The sequence below is a fragment of the Streptomyces sp. NPDC002156 genome (assembly GCF_053593675.1).
In genome coordinates, this window is record NZ_JBSFDA010000042.1 from 1 (window position 1) to 15,337 (window position 15,337).

The following is a 15,337-nucleotide window of genomic DNA, read 5'->3' on the forward strand; positions in this document are numbered from 1 at the left end:
GTGTGTCTGTATTTGGCATGCGCATGACTACGTGAAGGCTGTGTGCGCAGGTAGCGACTCCGTCGGTGCGCGCAGGTAACGACTCCGTTTCCGCGCGGTTTTCCTTCCGGTTCCCCCCTTGACGCCTGCCTTGGTCCGGTCCTACCTTCCTGCCATCCGATAGGAAACCTTCCTAACAGTCATCGTGGAACACCCACCGCCGGTGACCGTGAAAAACTGGGCGACGGAAAGGCAGGTGCAGACCCCCATGGCAGGAACCGCAGGCACGCCAGGCACCCCGCGCGTCCTGCGTGCCATGAACGACCGGGCCGCCCTGGACCTCCTCCTGGAGCACGGGCCCCTGTCCCGCACCCGGATCGGCAACCTCACCGGACTGTCGAAGCCGACCGCCTCCCAGCTCCTCGCCCGCCTGGAGGCCGCCGGTCTGGTCCTGGCCACCGGCACCAGCGAGGGCCGGCCGGGCCCCAGCGCCCAGCTGTACGCGGTGAACCCCGCCGCCGCCCATGTCGCCGGGCTCGACGTCACCCCCTCGGGCATCCGCGCGGCCGTCGCCGACATCACCGGCCGCACCGTCGGACACTTCGAGCTGCCCACACCCGGGCGCGGAACACAGGGTCCCGTCGACCGTGTGCTCCAGGCTCTCGACGGGGCGGTCAAGGACGCCGGTCTGCACCGCACCGATGTGCACCGGCTCGCCATCGGCACCCCCGGCGCCTTCGACCCCACCACCGGCAACCTCCGCTACGCCAAGCACCTGCCGGGCTGGCACTCACCCCGGCTGCTGGAGGAACTGGCCGCCGCACTGGGCCAGATCCCCTTCGAGGTGGAGAACGACGTCAACCTCGCCGCCATCGCCGAACAGCGCATCGGCACGGCACGCGGCCACGAGAGCTTCACCCTGCTCTGGGGCGAGCGCGGCTTCGGCGCGGCGGTCGTGATCGGCGGCCGACTGCACCGGGGCGCCACCGGCGGTGCGGGCGAGGTCGCCTTCCTCCCCCTGCCCGGCGCGCCACTCGTACGCAATGTCGCCCGCAGCAACGCGGGCGGTTTCGAGGAACTGGCCGGCCTGCGGGCCCTGTTGAACCTGGCCCGCGAGCACGGACTGACTCCGCCGCCCGGCGGCAGCCCCGCCGCGAAGGCCGCGGCCGTGGTCGCCGAGGCGGCCCGCGCCACCGACGGTCCTGGCGCGGCCGTTCTCGCCGAGTACGCCACCCGGCTGGCGACCGGACTCGCCGCGATGGTCGCGGTGATCGACCCCGAACTCATCATCCTGGCGGGCGGGGTGATCACGGCCGGCGGAGAACCCCTCCGTGCCCTGATCCAGTCCGAACTCGCCGAACTCGCCGTACCCCGTCCCGCCATCCGGCTCAGCACGATCCCCGACGGGCCCGTGCTGTGCGGAGCCCTGCAGGCCGCTCTCGCGGCCACCAGGGACGAGGTCTTCGACACCACGGATCGCACCCCCTGATCCGCCAGTCCTCCCTCTTGCCCTTCCTCCCCTTCTGACGCTCCCGTCACCACCCGTGCGCCCGCCCTGGCACCGGCATGCCCGCACGCCGAACGTCCGCCATCCCGAGAACACCCGTAGAACACCCCTCTGCCAAGGAGTTCCGTCATGCCCAGAATCAGCCGTGTCTGTCTCGCCGGCGCCCTCTCGGCGCTCGCCCTGACCGCGACCGCCTGCACCGGATCCAGCACCTCCGGCGCGACCGACGACCCGAACCAGAAGACGACCATCACCTTCTGGCACCCCTGGAGCGCCCCCACCGAGGTCAAGGCGATCGAGGCGAACATCGCGGCCTTCGAGAAGGTCCACCCCAACATCACGGTCAAGGTCGTCGGCAACGTCGACGCCGACAAGGTGAACCAGGCGCTGCGCGCCGGCGGTTCCAACGCCCCGGACGTGGTGGCCTCCCCCGAGACCAGCAACGTCGGCAAGTTCTGCTCCTCCGGTGTCTTCGCCGACCTCGACCCGTTCCTGAAGAAGTCGAACGTCGACACCGCGAAGACCTTCCCCAAGCCGATGCTGGACTACACCCAGTTCGAGGGCACCCGCTGCGCACTGCCCCTGCTCGGCGACGCGTACGGCCTCTACTACAACAAGACGGCGTTCAAGGAGGCGGGCATCACCTCCCCGCCGAAGACGCTGTCCGAGTTCAAGGCCGACGCCGTCAAGCTGACCAAGAGCAAGGGCGACAGCTACTCGCAGCTCGGCTGGATGCCGAACTTCCACGGCTACGAGGTCACCGTCCCGCACCTCGCGGCGCAGTGGAGCCCCGAGTACTTCACGGCCGACGGCAAGTCGAACGTCGCCAAGGACCCGGCCTTCAAGGAGCTGATGACCTGGCAGCAGGACATGGTCAAGTCGCTCGGCGGCTTCGAGAAGCTGGAGAAGTACCGCGCCACCTTCGGTGACGAGTGGTCGGCGCAGAACCCGCTGCACACCGGCCAGATCGCCATGAACATCGACGGCGAGTGGCGCGGCGGGATGATGAAGGACGCCGGGGTGAAGTTCGACTGGGGCGTCGCGCCCTTCCCGGTGCCGGACGACCAGGCCGACACCTACGGCAAGGGCTTCCTGACCGGCACGGTCATCGGTCTCGCCAGCACCAGCAGCAAGCAGAACGCCGCCTGGGAGCTGGTGAAGTACATGACCACCGACACCGACGCGGTCGTCTCCTTCGCCAACGCCATCAACAACGTCCCCTCGACGTTCGCGGCGCTGAAGTCCCCGAAGCTCAAGAACGACGCGACGATGCAGGCCTTCGTGAAGATCGCCGAGAACCAGTACAGCAACACCGCGCCCGCCGCGGTCAACGGCAGCGCCTACCAGGAGACCCTGCAGAACCTCGCGTACGACTACGAGTCCGGGAAGACCAAGGACCTGGACGCGGGGCTGAAGAAGACCGCCGCGCAGATCGACACCGACATCAACAAGGCGAAGTAGCCCATGGCCATCCTCTCCGGCCACTCGGCGGCGCTTCGTTCGAAGCGCCGCCGGGAGGGGCTGCGCACGCTGGCGTTCCTCTCCCCCTGGCTCATCGGTTTCAGCGTCTTCTTCGTCTATCCGCTGCTGTCGACCGTCTACTTCTCCTTCATGAAGTACGACGGCTTCAAGCCGCCCACCTTCAACGGCCTGGACAACTGGACGTACGTCTTCACGCAGTACCCCTTCTTCTGGGCCGCGATGCGCAACACCCTGTGGCTCGTGGTGATCATGGTGGCGTGCCGGGTGGCCTTCGGGCTCGGCGTCGGGCTGCTGATCACGAAGATCAAGACGGGCGCGGGGATGTTCCGTACCTTCTTCTACCTGCCGTACCTCGCCCCGCCCGTGGCCGCGACCCTGGCCTTCGCCTTCCTGCTCAACCCCGGTACCGGGCCGGTCAACCAGGTGCTCGGCGACCTGGGACTGCCGCAGCCCGGCTGGTTCAACGACCCGTCCTGGTCGAAGCCGGCGCTGACCCTGCTCGCGCTGTGGGGCATCGGCGACCTCATGGTCATCTTCATGGCGGCTCTGCTCGACGTGCCCAAGGAGCAGTACGAGGCGGCCGAACTCGACGGCGCCGGCTCCTGGAAGCGCTTCCGGTACGTCACCCTGCCGAACATCTCGCCCATCGTGCTGTTCGCCGTGGTCACCGGGGTCATCCAGACCATGCAGTACTACACGCAGCCCCTCATCGCCGGTAAGACGGCCAGCGGTGTCATCGGGGCCGGGGCCGGTCAGATCTACGAGCCCGGCTACCCGGGGAAGTCCACGCTGACGCTCCCCCAGCTCGTGTACACCCTCGGCTTCCAGCGCTTCGACACGGGCTCCGCGTGCGTGGTCGCCCTGGTGCTGTTCATCCTGTCCATGGCGTTCACCGCGCTGCTGATGCGCCGCCGCAGCGGCCTGATCACGGTGGAGGACTGATCCCCTTGACCAACACCGTCACCGCACGTCCCCCGGCCCCCGCCACGCACGGCCCGGCCGCCACGACCGGCCGGAGCCCGGCGGCCCGTGCCGCCCGCCGCAAGGAGCTGCTGCACTGGATCGCCGTGCACTCCCTCGGTATCGCGGCCGCACTGTTCTTCGTACTGCCGTTCGTGTTCATCCTCCTCACCTCCCTGATGGACGATCAGCAGGCGCTGACCAGCGCGCTGTGGCCGCGCTCCTGGAACTGGGACAACTACACGAAGGTCTGGAACGCCCCCGGCTTCCTCACCTGGTGGCGCAACACCCTGCTGTACGCCGGTCTGGGCACCCTCCTGACGGTGCTGTCCAGCGTCCCGGTGGCCTACGCCCTCGCCAAGTTCCGCTTCCGGGGACGCCGGATCGCGATGATGCTCGTCGTCTCCGCGATGATGCTGCCGCCGCAGGTGGTCATCGTCCCCATGTACCTCTTCTGGGCGAAGCAGATGCATCTGACGGGCACCCTGTGGCCGCTGATCATCCCGATGGCCTTCGGCGACGCCTTCAGCATCTTCCTGCTGCGCCAGTTCCTGCTGACCATCCCCGACGAGTACCTCGACGCGGCCAAGGTCGACGGCTGCGGCGACCTGCGCACCCTCGTACGCATCGTGATACCGCTCGCCAAGCCGGGGATCGCCGCCGTCGCCCTGTTCCAGTTCTTCTACTGCTGGAACGACTACTTCGGCCCGCAGATCTACGCCAGCGACAACCCGGCGGCCTGGACGCTCAGTTACGGGCTGGAGTCCTTCAAGGACAATCACCACACGAACTGGAACCTCACGATGGCCGCGACCCTGCTCGTCATGGCCCCGGTGATCGCCGTCTTCTTCTTCGCGCAGAGAGCCTTCATCGAAGGCGTGACCCTGACAGGAGTCAAAGGATGAAACTGGCGGTCGTCGGCGGCGGCTCGACGTACACACCGGAACTGATCGACGGTTTCGCCCGGCTCAGGGACACCCTGCCCATAGAGGAACTGGTGCTCGTCGACCCGGCCGCCGACCGGCTGGAGCTGGTCGGCGGGCTCGCCCGGCGCATCTTCGCCAAGCAGGGGCACAACGGGAAGATCACCACCACCGGCGACCTCGACGCGGGCGTCGCGGGCGCCGACGCCGTGCTGCTCCAGCTGCGCGTCGGCGGCCAGGCCGCACGGCAGCAGGACGAGACCTGGCCCCTGGAGTGCGGCTGCGTCGGCCAGGAGACCACCGGCGCGGGCGGACTGGCGAAGGCGCTGCGCACGGTGCCCGTCGTCCTGGACATCGCCGAGCGTGTCCGCCGTACCAACCCGGACGCCTGGATCATCGACTTCACCAACCCGGTGGGCATCGTCACCCGCGCCCTCCTGGAGGCCGGCCACAAGGCGGTGGGCCTGTGCAACGTGGCGATCGGCTTCCAGCGGAAGTTCGCCGCGCTGCTGGGGGTGACCGCCGCCGACGTCCACCTGGAGCACGTGGGCCTCAACCACCTCACCTGGGAGACGGGCGTCCGCCTGGGCGGCCCCGAGGGCGAGGACGTCCTCCCCCGGCTCCTCGCGGAACACGGCGACGCCATCGCCGACGACCTCCGTCTTCCGCGCCCTGTCCTGGACAGCCTGGAGACGGTCCCGTCCTACTACCTGCGCTACTACTACGCCCACGACAACGTCGTACGGGAACTACGCACCAAGCCCTCCCGGGCGGCCGAGGTCGCGGCGATGGAGGCGGAACTGCTGCGCATGTACGGCGATCCGGCCCTGGACGAGAAGCCGGAGCTGCTCGCCAAGCGCGGCGGCGCCTTCTACTCGGAGGCGGCGGTGGACCTCGCCGCGTCGCTGCTGGGCGGGGGCGGCAGTCCCTACCAGGTGGTGAACACGTACAACAAGGGGACACTGCCCTTCCTGCCGGACGACGCGGTGATCGAGACCCAGGCGGCGGTGGGCCCGAAGGGTGCGACTCCCCTTGCCGTCGCGCCGGTCGACCCGCTGTACGCGGGGCTGATCGCCCATGTCACCGCCTACGAGGAACTGGCCCTGGAAGCCGCTCTGCACGGCGGGCGGAACCGGGTCTTCCGGGCTCTTCTCGCCCATCCGCTGGTCGGACAGTACGACTACGCGGAGACCCTGACCGACACCCTGATCGCGCACAACCGGGAGCATCTCGCGTGGGCATGACCGCACACGTCCTCGCCGTCGACGCCGGCAACAGCAAGACCGACGTGGCGGTGGTCGCCGCCGACGGCGAGGTGCTGGCCACCGCGCGGGGAGGAGGGTTCCGGCCGCCGACCGACGGCCTCGACGTGGCGGTCTCCGGGCTGGCAGCCGCCGTCGACGAGGCCTTCACCACCGCCGGGGTCACCTCCGTCGACCGGGTCTCGGCGTGTCTCGCGAACGCCGACTTCCCCGTGGAGGAACAGCAGTTCACGGCCGCGCTGCGGGCACGCGCGTGGGGTGCGAGTGTCGACGTACGCAACGACACCTTCGCGATCCTGCGGGCCGGGATCACCGAGCCGCGCGGGGTCGCCGTCGTCTGCGGCGCCGGCATCAACTGCGTGGGGATGACCCCGGACGGCCGCACCGCCCGCTTCCCCGCGCTGGGGCGCATCTCCGGTGACTGGGGCGGCGGTTGGGGCCTGTCGGAGGAGGCCATGTGGCATGCGGCGCGGGCGGAGGACGGGCGGGGCGGTCCGACGGCGCTGCTCACCGCCCTGCCCGCGCACTTCGGGCTCACCTCCATGTACGCGCTGATCGAGGCCCTGCACCTGGGGCACGTCGACAACGCGCGGCGGCACGAGCTGACGCCGGTGCTGTTCGCGACGGCGGCGGACGGTGACCCGGTGGCGTGCGCGCTGGTGGACCGGCTGGCCGAGGAGGTGGTCGCCATGGCCACGGTCGCGCTGAACCGCCTCGGTCTCCTCGAAGAGGAGACGCCGGTTCTGCTGGGCGGCGGTGTACTGGCCGCCCAGCACGCCCGGTTGACGGACCGCATCACCGAACTGCTGGCCGCACGGGCGCCCAAGGCGGTCGCGCAGGTCGTCACGGCGCGGCCGGTGCTGGGCGCGGCGCTGCTGGGCCTCGACCACACGAACGCCCCGGCGGAGGTGCACGCGCGCGTACGGAGCTTCTACGAGGACTGAGAGGACCGACACCAGGTCCGATACGAGGTCTGACCCCCTTCGTACGGGAACCGAACAGATTCCGGCGGCGTATTCATGGGCAGAGGGGTGGTGCGGGGAGCGCGGGTATGTCCGAATGCAGGACAGCGCGCCCCCGCACAACGCCTCCGCACTGCAACACAACGCGGCCGCACTGCGATCCGATCAAGATCCAGTGAAGGCCGGTGCGGATTGTCAGTGCCGGGGGCGATACTGGCGGTGACGGATGACCATGGGGGAGGTCACAGTGACATCCACGAGCAGTGCGGCACCACCGGCGCCCAACTCGCCCGGCACAGTGGGCACGACCGGCACGCCCGCCGCCCCGCCCCCACCCGCCGTCCCGGCGCAGGCGGGCGCGGGTCCGGCCCCCGGCGTCCCCCAACCGCCGCGCCGCACCGCCTTCGCCGAGGGCGTCGACCAGCTGCGGGCCGCCGCGACCACCGAGCCGGGCCGGCTGCGGATCATCGGCGCCCTGCTCGCCGCGCTCGTCGTGGCGTTCGGCGCCGTCACCGCCTGGCAGATGACGGACCGTTCGTCCGCCGCCGACGACGTGCTGCACAACAGCCAGCCCCTCAGCTCCGCCGCCGCGGACATCTACAGCTCCCTCGCCGACGCCAACACCGCGGCCTCCAGCGGCTTCCTGGCCGGCGGTGACGAGACGGCGGACTCCCGCGAGCGCTACCAGCGGGACATCCGCAACGCCGCCGCCAAGCTTTCCAGCGCCGCGACCAACTCCGAGCCCGACTCCCCGTCGGCGGCGACCATCGCCAGGCTCAACGAGCTGCTGACGGAGTACACGGGGTACATCGAGCGGGCCCGCGCCAACAACCGGCTGGGCTTCCCCGTCGGCGGCTCGTATCTGCGCCTGGCCAACGAGAAGATGCAGGACGAGATGCTCCCCGAGGCGGAGAAGCTCTACGCCAGGGAGAACCAACGGCTGCGCTCCGACTACGCGGACGCGACCTCGTACCCATGGGCGGCGATCGGGCTCGGTGTCGTCGTGCTCGGCGCCCTGGTCTGGGCCCAGCGGCGCAACTACCGGCGGACCAACCGGGTACTGAACCACGGTCTGGTGGCGGCGACGGCCACCGCGACGGTCGTCCTGCTGTGGCTGGTCGCCGGGCAGAGCTTCGCCCGCTCGGGCCTCAACGACTCCTACGACCACGGCATCCGCTCGCTGAACGTCCTGCACGACGCCCGGATCGCCTCCCTGAAGGCGCGCGGCAACGAGAACCTGACGCTGGTGGCGCGCGGCGCGGAGACGACCGAGCTGAAGGACGGCTCGGTCGTCGACGCCTACGACAACGACTTCCAGGTGGACATGAGGACGCTCGGCAAGGGCCTGGCCGAGGCCGAGCGGCTCGCCGACGACCGGGCGGGCAAGGAGCCGGTCACCACGGCCGTCGGCGGCATGGAGGAGTGGGAGAACCGCCACAGGACCGCGCAGACGGCGTACAAGTCGGGTGACTTCCAGCAGGCGCTCGCCAAGGTCATAGGCGGCAAGGACGACAAGCCGACCGGCGAGTGCTTCGACAACGTCGACACGGCGCTGAAGACGGCCATCGGGCACGAGCAGACGGAGTTCCGGCAGGCCGCCGGAAACGGCCGGGACGCGATGACCGGCCTCCCGGTGGGCGCCGGTGCCCTCGCCGTCCTGGGGGCGGCGGGCGCGGTGCTCGGCATCGGCCGCAGGCTGTCGGAGTACCGCTGATGCGGTCCGACACGGTAGAGATGCGGTACGACGCAGTACAAGGGAGTGCGGCGGCAAGGAAGTTCGGGCGATGAGAGGGGGCGTGACGATGAACGCACAGCGGCTTCTGCGGGGTCCGCGCACCGGTCTCCAGGTCCTGCGGGCCGGTCTCCGGACGCTGCGGGCCGGACTGCGGGGCTGGGGCGGTGTCGGGGCGATGGCGGCCGTCTGCGCCCTCGCGGTGGCCTTCGCGCTGCTGCTCCCGCTGACCCAGTCGTCCGGCGACGGCAGCACGGGCACCGGCGGCCAGGGCGTCGCCGAGGGCATCCAGGCGAAGGCGGAGGCCTGCGTGAACGCGCAGGACCAGAGCCCGCCCCCGTCCGTCCTGGACGGGAAGACGATCGAGGCGATCAAGGCCCGCAAGGGCGAGGACCGCAAGCTGATCGTCGGCGTCGACCAGAACAGCTACCGCTGGGGCTACCGCGATCCGAACGGCGGCCCGGAGGCCTCGCTGGAGGGCTTCGACATCGACCTGGTCCACCGGATCGCGAAGGACATCCTCGGCGACGAGAACGCCGTCCAGTTCAAGGCCATCCCGACCAACCAGCGCATCCCGGCGATCAAGGCCGGCCTCGTCGACATGATCGTCCGCACGATGACGATCAGCTGTTCACGACTGGAGGACGTGTCCTTCTCCGCCCCGTACTTCCTCACCGGCCAGCAGGTCCTCGCGCCCAAGAGTTCCACGATCAAGGGGTACGACAAGACTCTCGACGGCAAGAGGATCTGCTCGGCGGACGGTTCCACGGCGCTGGAGAAGCTGACGGAGGACAAGGCAGCCAAGAAGGCCGCGGTCGCCTCCGCCGACATCGCCACCACCGTCCCCAACCAGCTCGACTGTCTCGTACAGCTCCAACTCGGCCTGGTGGACGCCGTGGTGACCGACGGCGCGCTCGCCGCGAGCCAGGCGGCCCAGGACCCGACGGTGGAACTGAAGGGCGCCACGTTCACCAAGGAGTACTACGGCGTGGCGGTGAAGAAGGGTGCGAACGACCTGGCGGCACGGGTCAATCGCATACTGGAGCAGTACCGCCAGGACGGCGGCTGGCAAACGTCGTACGACAAATGGCTGCTGCCCACCCTGGGCAGTGACTCCCAGTCGGCGAAGCCGCCGGTGCCACGCTACAAGTGACGGGTTCACCAACCAGGTTCACCAACCAACCAACCAACTGACCGCAGGGCCGACTAGTCGAGGTGATCGATGGGCGTCACGGGAGCCACCGGGCCGGTGATGGACCGGGACGAGGTGGACCGTGCGCTGGCGCGGCTCGGCGCGGAGCACGAGGCGATCGAGACCTCGCTCCTCGCCCTCCAGGACCACGCGGGCCGCAGACTCCTCGAAGGCGCCGAGCTGACCGGCACGACCAAGGAGCGCTGGACGTCCGCGGACGCGTCGATCACGCTGCTGTGGGCGTACTTCGACGCGTACTCGGACGCGTTGCGCTCCGCCCGTGAGATCCGTTCCCGCCGCCGCTGGTCCAGCCGCGAGGACCTGGTGGAGCTGACGGAGCTGCTGCGCGGCGAGTGCGTCACGGTCGCGGGCAGCGCGACGGCCACGGCCAACGCGCCCACCCTGCACGGCACCAGCCGGCTCAGCCAGGCGTACTCGCTGGCCGCCCTGGTGGAGCGGATGAACGAGCTGTACGCGAGCTCACTGGACATGGTCGTCACCGCCGACGCCGTCTGGTCGGCCCTGCCCGCGCGGATAGATTTACTGGCCGCGGAGCTGCAGCGCACCCGCCAGCTGGCGCACTCCGTGGGCGTGCGCCCCGGCGAGCACCCGGCGGGCGACGACCTGGAGCGCATCACGCGCACCCTGACCGCCCTGCGCGAGCGGGTGATCTCCGACCCGCTGGCGTTCTGGCTGCCCGCACAGGGCAGTTCGGCGCCCGGCGGCGGCCGTCCGGACACCACGGTCTACGACCGTGAGGCGCGCGCCCTGGAGGACGTCCGCCGGGAGATCGACGCCGTGCTGACGGTCCGCCAGGACGCGGAGGCGCGGCTCGTCAACCTGCGCGACCTGCTGTCCCGCGCGGACCGCACACTCGCCGAGGCGCGCAGCGCGCGCGGTGAAGTGCTGGCGAAGATCGCCGCGTCCGAGGTGCCCGCGGTGAGCGGCCCGCCCACCGCGCTCCAGGAGCAGCTGTCGACGGCCGCCGAGTACCGCCGACACGCCCAGTGGCACCGGCTCTCGCCGCTCCTGGAGTCGCTGGAGGCGAAGGCGGAGGACGAACTGATGCGCGCCCGCGAGTCGTTGACGGCGGTCACCCAGCCGCTGGCGGTCCGCGCGGAGCTGCGCGGGCGGCTCGACGCGTACAAGGCGAAGGTGGCCAGGCACGGCCTCGCGGAGGACCCGCTGCTGATCGAGCGGTACGACGCGGCGCGCCGCATGCTGTGGAGCGCGCCCTGCGACCTGCGGGTCGCGGAGCAGGCCGTGCTGCGTTACCAGCAGGCCGCCGCCGAGTTCTTCGGCGGCCCGCGGGTGCCCGGCCAGGCCGGGCCCAGTGACCGGAGGGGGGACTACTGATGAGCGAGACCGAGAGCGGGACAGAGCAGCAGAAGTGCCAGCGGCCCGACTGCGAGGGCAGTTACGAGGACATGGGCGGCGGCGAGCTGTACTGCGACACGTGCGGACTCGCACCGGTCGTGTCGGCCACCGGCATGGTCGGTTCACCGCCCACCGGGGTCACCGGGGGCGGCAAACGGGGCTCCGGGCGCGGCAGTTCGTCCTCGTCGAGCTCCCGCGCCTCCTCCCGTACCTCTCGGTCCTCGCAGTCCCGCCGCTCGGTCTCCGGGCGGCTCTCGCGAGCCCTGTCGGGGAAGTCGACGGGCCGTTCGGTGTCGGTGCGCAGCTCGGGGTCGACCGCCGGGTCCTCCGGGCGCGGGCGGCTCGGTGTGGGTCTGGTCGAGGTGCCGGGGGTGCCGCGACCCGACCCGCGCGCGATGGTGCTGGAGAACCCGGAGGTTCCCGAACGCAAGCGGTTCTGCTCGCGCTCCGACTGCGGGGCGCCGGTGGGGCGGGCGCGCGGCGAGGGCCGGCCGGGGCGCACGGAGGGGTTCTGCACGAAGTGCGGACACCCGTATTCGTTCGTGCCGAAGCTCGAGACCGGTGACATCGTGCGCGGCCAGTACGAGGTGGTGGGCTGTCTGGCGCACGGCGGTCTCGGCTGGGTCTATCTCGCCGTGGACCGGGCCGTGTCCGACCGGTGGGTGGTCCTCAAGGGCCTGCTGGACACCGGCGACCAGGACGCGATGGCCGCGGCGATCTCCGAGCGGCGCTTCCTCGCGGAGATCGAGCACTCCAACATCGTGCGGATCTACAACTTCGTGGAGCACCTCGACCAGCGCACGGGCTCGCTCGACGGCTACATCGTCATGGAGTACGTCGGCGGCAAGTCGCTGAAGGAGATCGCCAACGACCGCCGCACCCCGGCCGGCAAGCGGGACCCGCTGCCGGTGGAACAGGCGTGCGCGTACGGCATCGAGGCACTCGAAGCGCTCGGTCATCTGCACAGCCGCAACCTGCTGTACTGCGACTTCAAGGTCGACAACGCGATCCAGACCGAGGACCAGCTGAAGCTGATCGACATGGGCGCGGTCCGCAGGATGGACGACGACGAGTCGGCCATCTACGGCACGGTCGGCTACCAGGCGCCTGAGGTCGCGGAGGTCGGCCCGTCGGTGGCGTCCGACCTGTACACGGTCGCGCGCACGCTCGCCGTGATGACGTTCGACTTCCAGGGCTACACGAACGTGTTCGTGGACTCCCTGCCCGACCCCGACCACATCGAGGTCTTCCGCCAGTACGAGTCGTTCTACCGGCTCCTGGTCCGCGCCACCGACCCCGACCCGGCCCGCCGGTTCGCGTCCGCGCAGGAGATGGCGGAGCAGCTGACGGGCGTCCTGCGCGAGGTGGTGTCGCTCCAGACGGGGCGGTCCAGGCCCGCGCTGTCGACGCTGTTCGGGCCCGAGCTGAAGGTCACGGACTCGGAGCTGTTCGGGGCGCTCGACGGGGACGTGTCGCGGCTGGGGGCACGCGTGGTGACGCCGGGCAGAAAGTCCTCGGCGCCGGCCGCTCCCGCCCTCGGTGGCACCACCAGGGCGCTCACCGGCACCCCGCGGCTCGTGAAGGCCATCGCCGCCGGTGCCGCCGCGCTCGCTCTGCCCGTGCCCCGGGTCGACCCGACGGACCCCAACGCGGGCTTCCTGGCCGGGCTGATGGCCTCGGCGGCCGGTGAGCTGATCGCGGCCCTCGCGGTGGTCCCGGCGCAGTCGACCGAGACCCGGCTCCGGCAGGTCCGGGCCCAGCTGGAGAACGGCGACCCAGCGACCGCCCTGGCGTCGCTGGTCGAGCTGGAGGAGGAGCGGCCCGACGACTGGCGGGTGGTCTGGTACCAGGGCGTGGCCGCGCTGGTGACGGGCGATCACGAGAGCGCCGCGCTGTCCTTCGACGCGATCTACGACGCCTTCCCGGGCGAGAGTCCGCCCAAGCTGGCCCTCGGGCTGTGCGCGGAGGTGCTCGGGCAGCTCGACAACGCCGCCGAGTACTACCGCCTGGTGTGGACGACCGACCCTAGCTATGTGAGCGCCGCGTTCGGCCTGGCCCGCGTCCAGCTGGCGGCGGGCGACCGCCGTAGCGCCGTGAAAACCCTGGAGTCGGTCCCGGAGGCGTCGATCCACTACACGGCGGCCCGGGTGGCGGCCGTACGGGCGCGGCTGCGGCAGCGGACGGCCGCACCCGCCGACGCACCCTTCCTGGACGATCTGATCGCGTCCGCCGGGCAGGTGGAGGCGCTCGGCGGCTACGGTCTGGACGCGGTCCGGCGGGAGCAGCTGTCGACGGAAGTCCTCGGCTGCGCGCTGGACTGGATACTCTCCCAGGACCAGGCTTCCGCCCCTCCGGCCGTCGGGGGGCGGGTGCTGCTCGGCAGCGACCTGGACGAGCGTGGCCTGCGCTTCGGCCTTGAGCGTTCGTACCGGACGCTGGCCCGGCTCGCGCAGGGCGGCGAGGAGAGGATCGACCTGGTGGAACGAGCCAACCGTTACCGCCCCCGGACGTGGGTGTAGTTGATGTCCCAGATGCCCCAGCCACCCCAGCCGTCCCAGCCGACGGCCCTGTCCCGGTGCCCGAGCTGCGAGGAGCCCCTCGAATCCGGCGACCGGTTCTGCGGCGCGTGCGGGTACGACCTGTCGGCCGTGCCCCCGCGCCCCGGTGACTCTCCCACCCTCACCCTGAGCGGCGCGCTCGCCGCCGCTCAGCTCCCGCCTCCGGAGGCCGCTTCCGTGGACTGGCCCCGCGCCCCCGAGACCAGCAGCTCCGGCACCCCGGCGCCGGTGCACCTGGCGACCGACCTCCCGGGCTCCGATTCGGGCGAGACCCCGCTCCCACCGCTGCCCGGCGGTCTGCCGCCCACGGGCTCGCCGGTCTCCCCGGCCACGGGCGTCCGGTTCGACCGGCGGGACGGCGGTGAGCCCGACGAGTACCCGCTCCAGGCGCCCGTCCCGCGCCCCGCCGGGGCCTCGACGCCCCCGGCCGGCACCAAGGTGTGCGTGGCCTGCCGGGCGGGCCGTGTCGACCTCGACGGGTACTGCGAGAACTGCGGGCACGCCCAGCCGCGCGAGCGCGACCACATGGAGGACGAGGTCGGCCCGCTCGCCGCGGTCACCGACCGGGGCCTGCGCCACCACCGCAACGAGGACGCGTACGCGATCTCCCACACCACGCTGCCCGACCGCGCGCCCGCGCTGGTCGCGATCGTCTGCGACGGCGTCTCCTCGGCGACCCGCCCCGACGAGGCCTCGCTCGCCGCGTCCCGGGCGGCCGGGGACTCGCTGATGGCGGCCCTGCCCCAGGGCACGCACCCGCAGCAGGCGATGCACGACGCGATCATCGCCGCCTCGCACGCCGTGAACGCTCTCGCGGACGAGCCCGGCGGGGCCCGCGAGCACACCCCGCACCAGAACTCCCCGGCCTGCACCCTGGTGGGCTCCGTCGTCACCCCGACGCTGCTGGTCGTCGGCTGGGTCGGCGACAGCCGCGCCTACTGGGTGCCGCTGGACCGCTCCGCCGCCCCGGCCCGCCTCACGGAGGACGACTCGTGGGCCGCGCAGATGGTCGCCGCGGGCCTGATGAACGAGGCGGAGGCGTACGCCGACGAGCGCGCCCACGCCATCACGGGCTGGCTCGGCGCGGACGCGTACGAACTGGAGCCGCACACCGCTTCCTTCAAGCCGGACCGGCCAGGTGTAGTGGTGGTGTGCACGGACGGACTGTGGAACTACGCGGAGGCGGCGGACGAGTTGGCCGAGATTCTCCCGCCGGACGCCTCCGCGCGCCCGCTGCACGCCGCCCGGGTCCTGGTCGGTCACGCACTGGACGGCGGGGGCCACGACAACGTAACAGTGGCCGTCGTGCCGTTCCCGGCCCCTTCACAGGGGGCAGGATCGGCCTGAGGACACTGACACGGGGGTGTCCTCAGAAGGACCGGAGGGGACCGGTCCGCATCAGT

General features: G+C 71.1%; 11 protein-coding genes. All 11 read left to right on the top strand.

The features are described 5' to 3' along the window. Positions 1–247: 247 nt before the first annotated feature. The 11 genes from ACWCRB_RS19155 to ACWCRB_RS19205 all read left to right on the top strand — a co-directional run bounded on the left by ACWCRB_RS19155 (position 248) and on the right by ACWCRB_RS19205 (position 15,281). Complete coding sequence (locus ACWCRB_RS19155; protein ID WP_450997169.1) at positions 248–1,468, top strand: ROK family transcriptional regulator; 1,221 nt, start codon at positions 248–250, stop codon at positions 1,466–1,468. A 147-nt stretch (positions 1,469–1,615) separates the two neighbouring features. Further along, positions 1,616–2,947, top strand: coding sequence for an ABC transporter substrate-binding protein (locus ACWCRB_RS19160; protein WP_450997170.1), 1,332 nt, complete (start codon positions 1,616–1,618; stop codon positions 2,945–2,947). Positions 2,948–2,950: 3 nt separating this feature from the next. Then, positions 2,951–3,910: a carbohydrate ABC transporter permease gene (locus tag ACWCRB_RS19165; RefSeq protein WP_450997171.1), complete on the top strand. Its 960-nt coding sequence runs from the start codon at positions 2,951–2,953 to the stop codon at positions 3,908–3,910. A gap of 5 nt (positions 3,911–3,915) precedes the next feature. Then, on the top strand, positions 3,916–4,833 hold the full coding sequence (locus tag ACWCRB_RS19170) for a carbohydrate ABC transporter permease (RefSeq protein WP_450997172.1): 918 nt from the start codon (positions 3,916–3,918) through the stop codon (positions 4,831–4,833). Then, a complete protein-coding gene (locus ACWCRB_RS19175; protein WP_450997173.1) occupies positions 4,830–6,095 on the top strand; it encodes a 6-phospho-beta-glucosidase in 1,266 nt (421 codons plus the stop codon). The genes ACWCRB_RS19170 and ACWCRB_RS19175 overlap by 4 nt, the downstream gene beginning before the upstream one ends. After that, entirely contained in the window at positions 6,086–7,057 is a 972-nt protein-coding gene (locus ACWCRB_RS19180) for an N-acetylglucosamine kinase (RefSeq protein WP_450997174.1), read from the top strand. The genes ACWCRB_RS19175 and ACWCRB_RS19180 overlap by 10 nt, the downstream gene beginning before the upstream one ends. Before the next feature lie 250 nt (positions 7,058–7,307). Next, entirely contained in the window at positions 7,308–8,789 is a 1,482-nt protein-coding gene (locus ACWCRB_RS19185; protein ID WP_450997175.1) for a hypothetical protein, read from the top strand. A gap of 88 nt (positions 8,790–8,877) precedes the next feature. After that, positions 8,878–9,960, top strand: coding sequence for a glutamate ABC transporter substrate-binding protein (locus ACWCRB_RS19190; protein WP_450997214.1), 1,083 nt, complete (start codon positions 8,878–8,880; stop codon positions 9,958–9,960). 69 nt (positions 9,961–10,029) lie between these two features. Beyond that, positions 10,030–11,355 carry a hypothetical protein gene (locus tag ACWCRB_RS19195; protein ID WP_450997176.1) on the top strand — a complete coding sequence of 442 codons (1,326 nt, stop codon included), beginning with the start codon at positions 10,030–10,032 and terminating at the stop codon, positions 11,353–11,355. Continuing rightward, on the top strand, positions 11,355–13,895 hold the full coding sequence (locus ACWCRB_RS19200) for a tetratricopeptide repeat protein (RefSeq protein WP_450997177.1): 2,541 nt from the start codon (positions 11,355–11,357) through the stop codon (positions 13,893–13,895). Before ACWCRB_RS19195 ends, ACWCRB_RS19200 begins: the two co-directional genes overlap by 1 nt. After that, positions 13,896–15,281: a PP2C family serine/threonine-protein phosphatase gene (locus tag ACWCRB_RS19205; protein ID WP_450997178.1), complete on the top strand. Its 1,386-nt coding sequence runs from the start codon at positions 13,896–13,898 to the stop codon at positions 15,279–15,281. Positions 15,282–15,337: the final 56 nt, after the last annotated feature.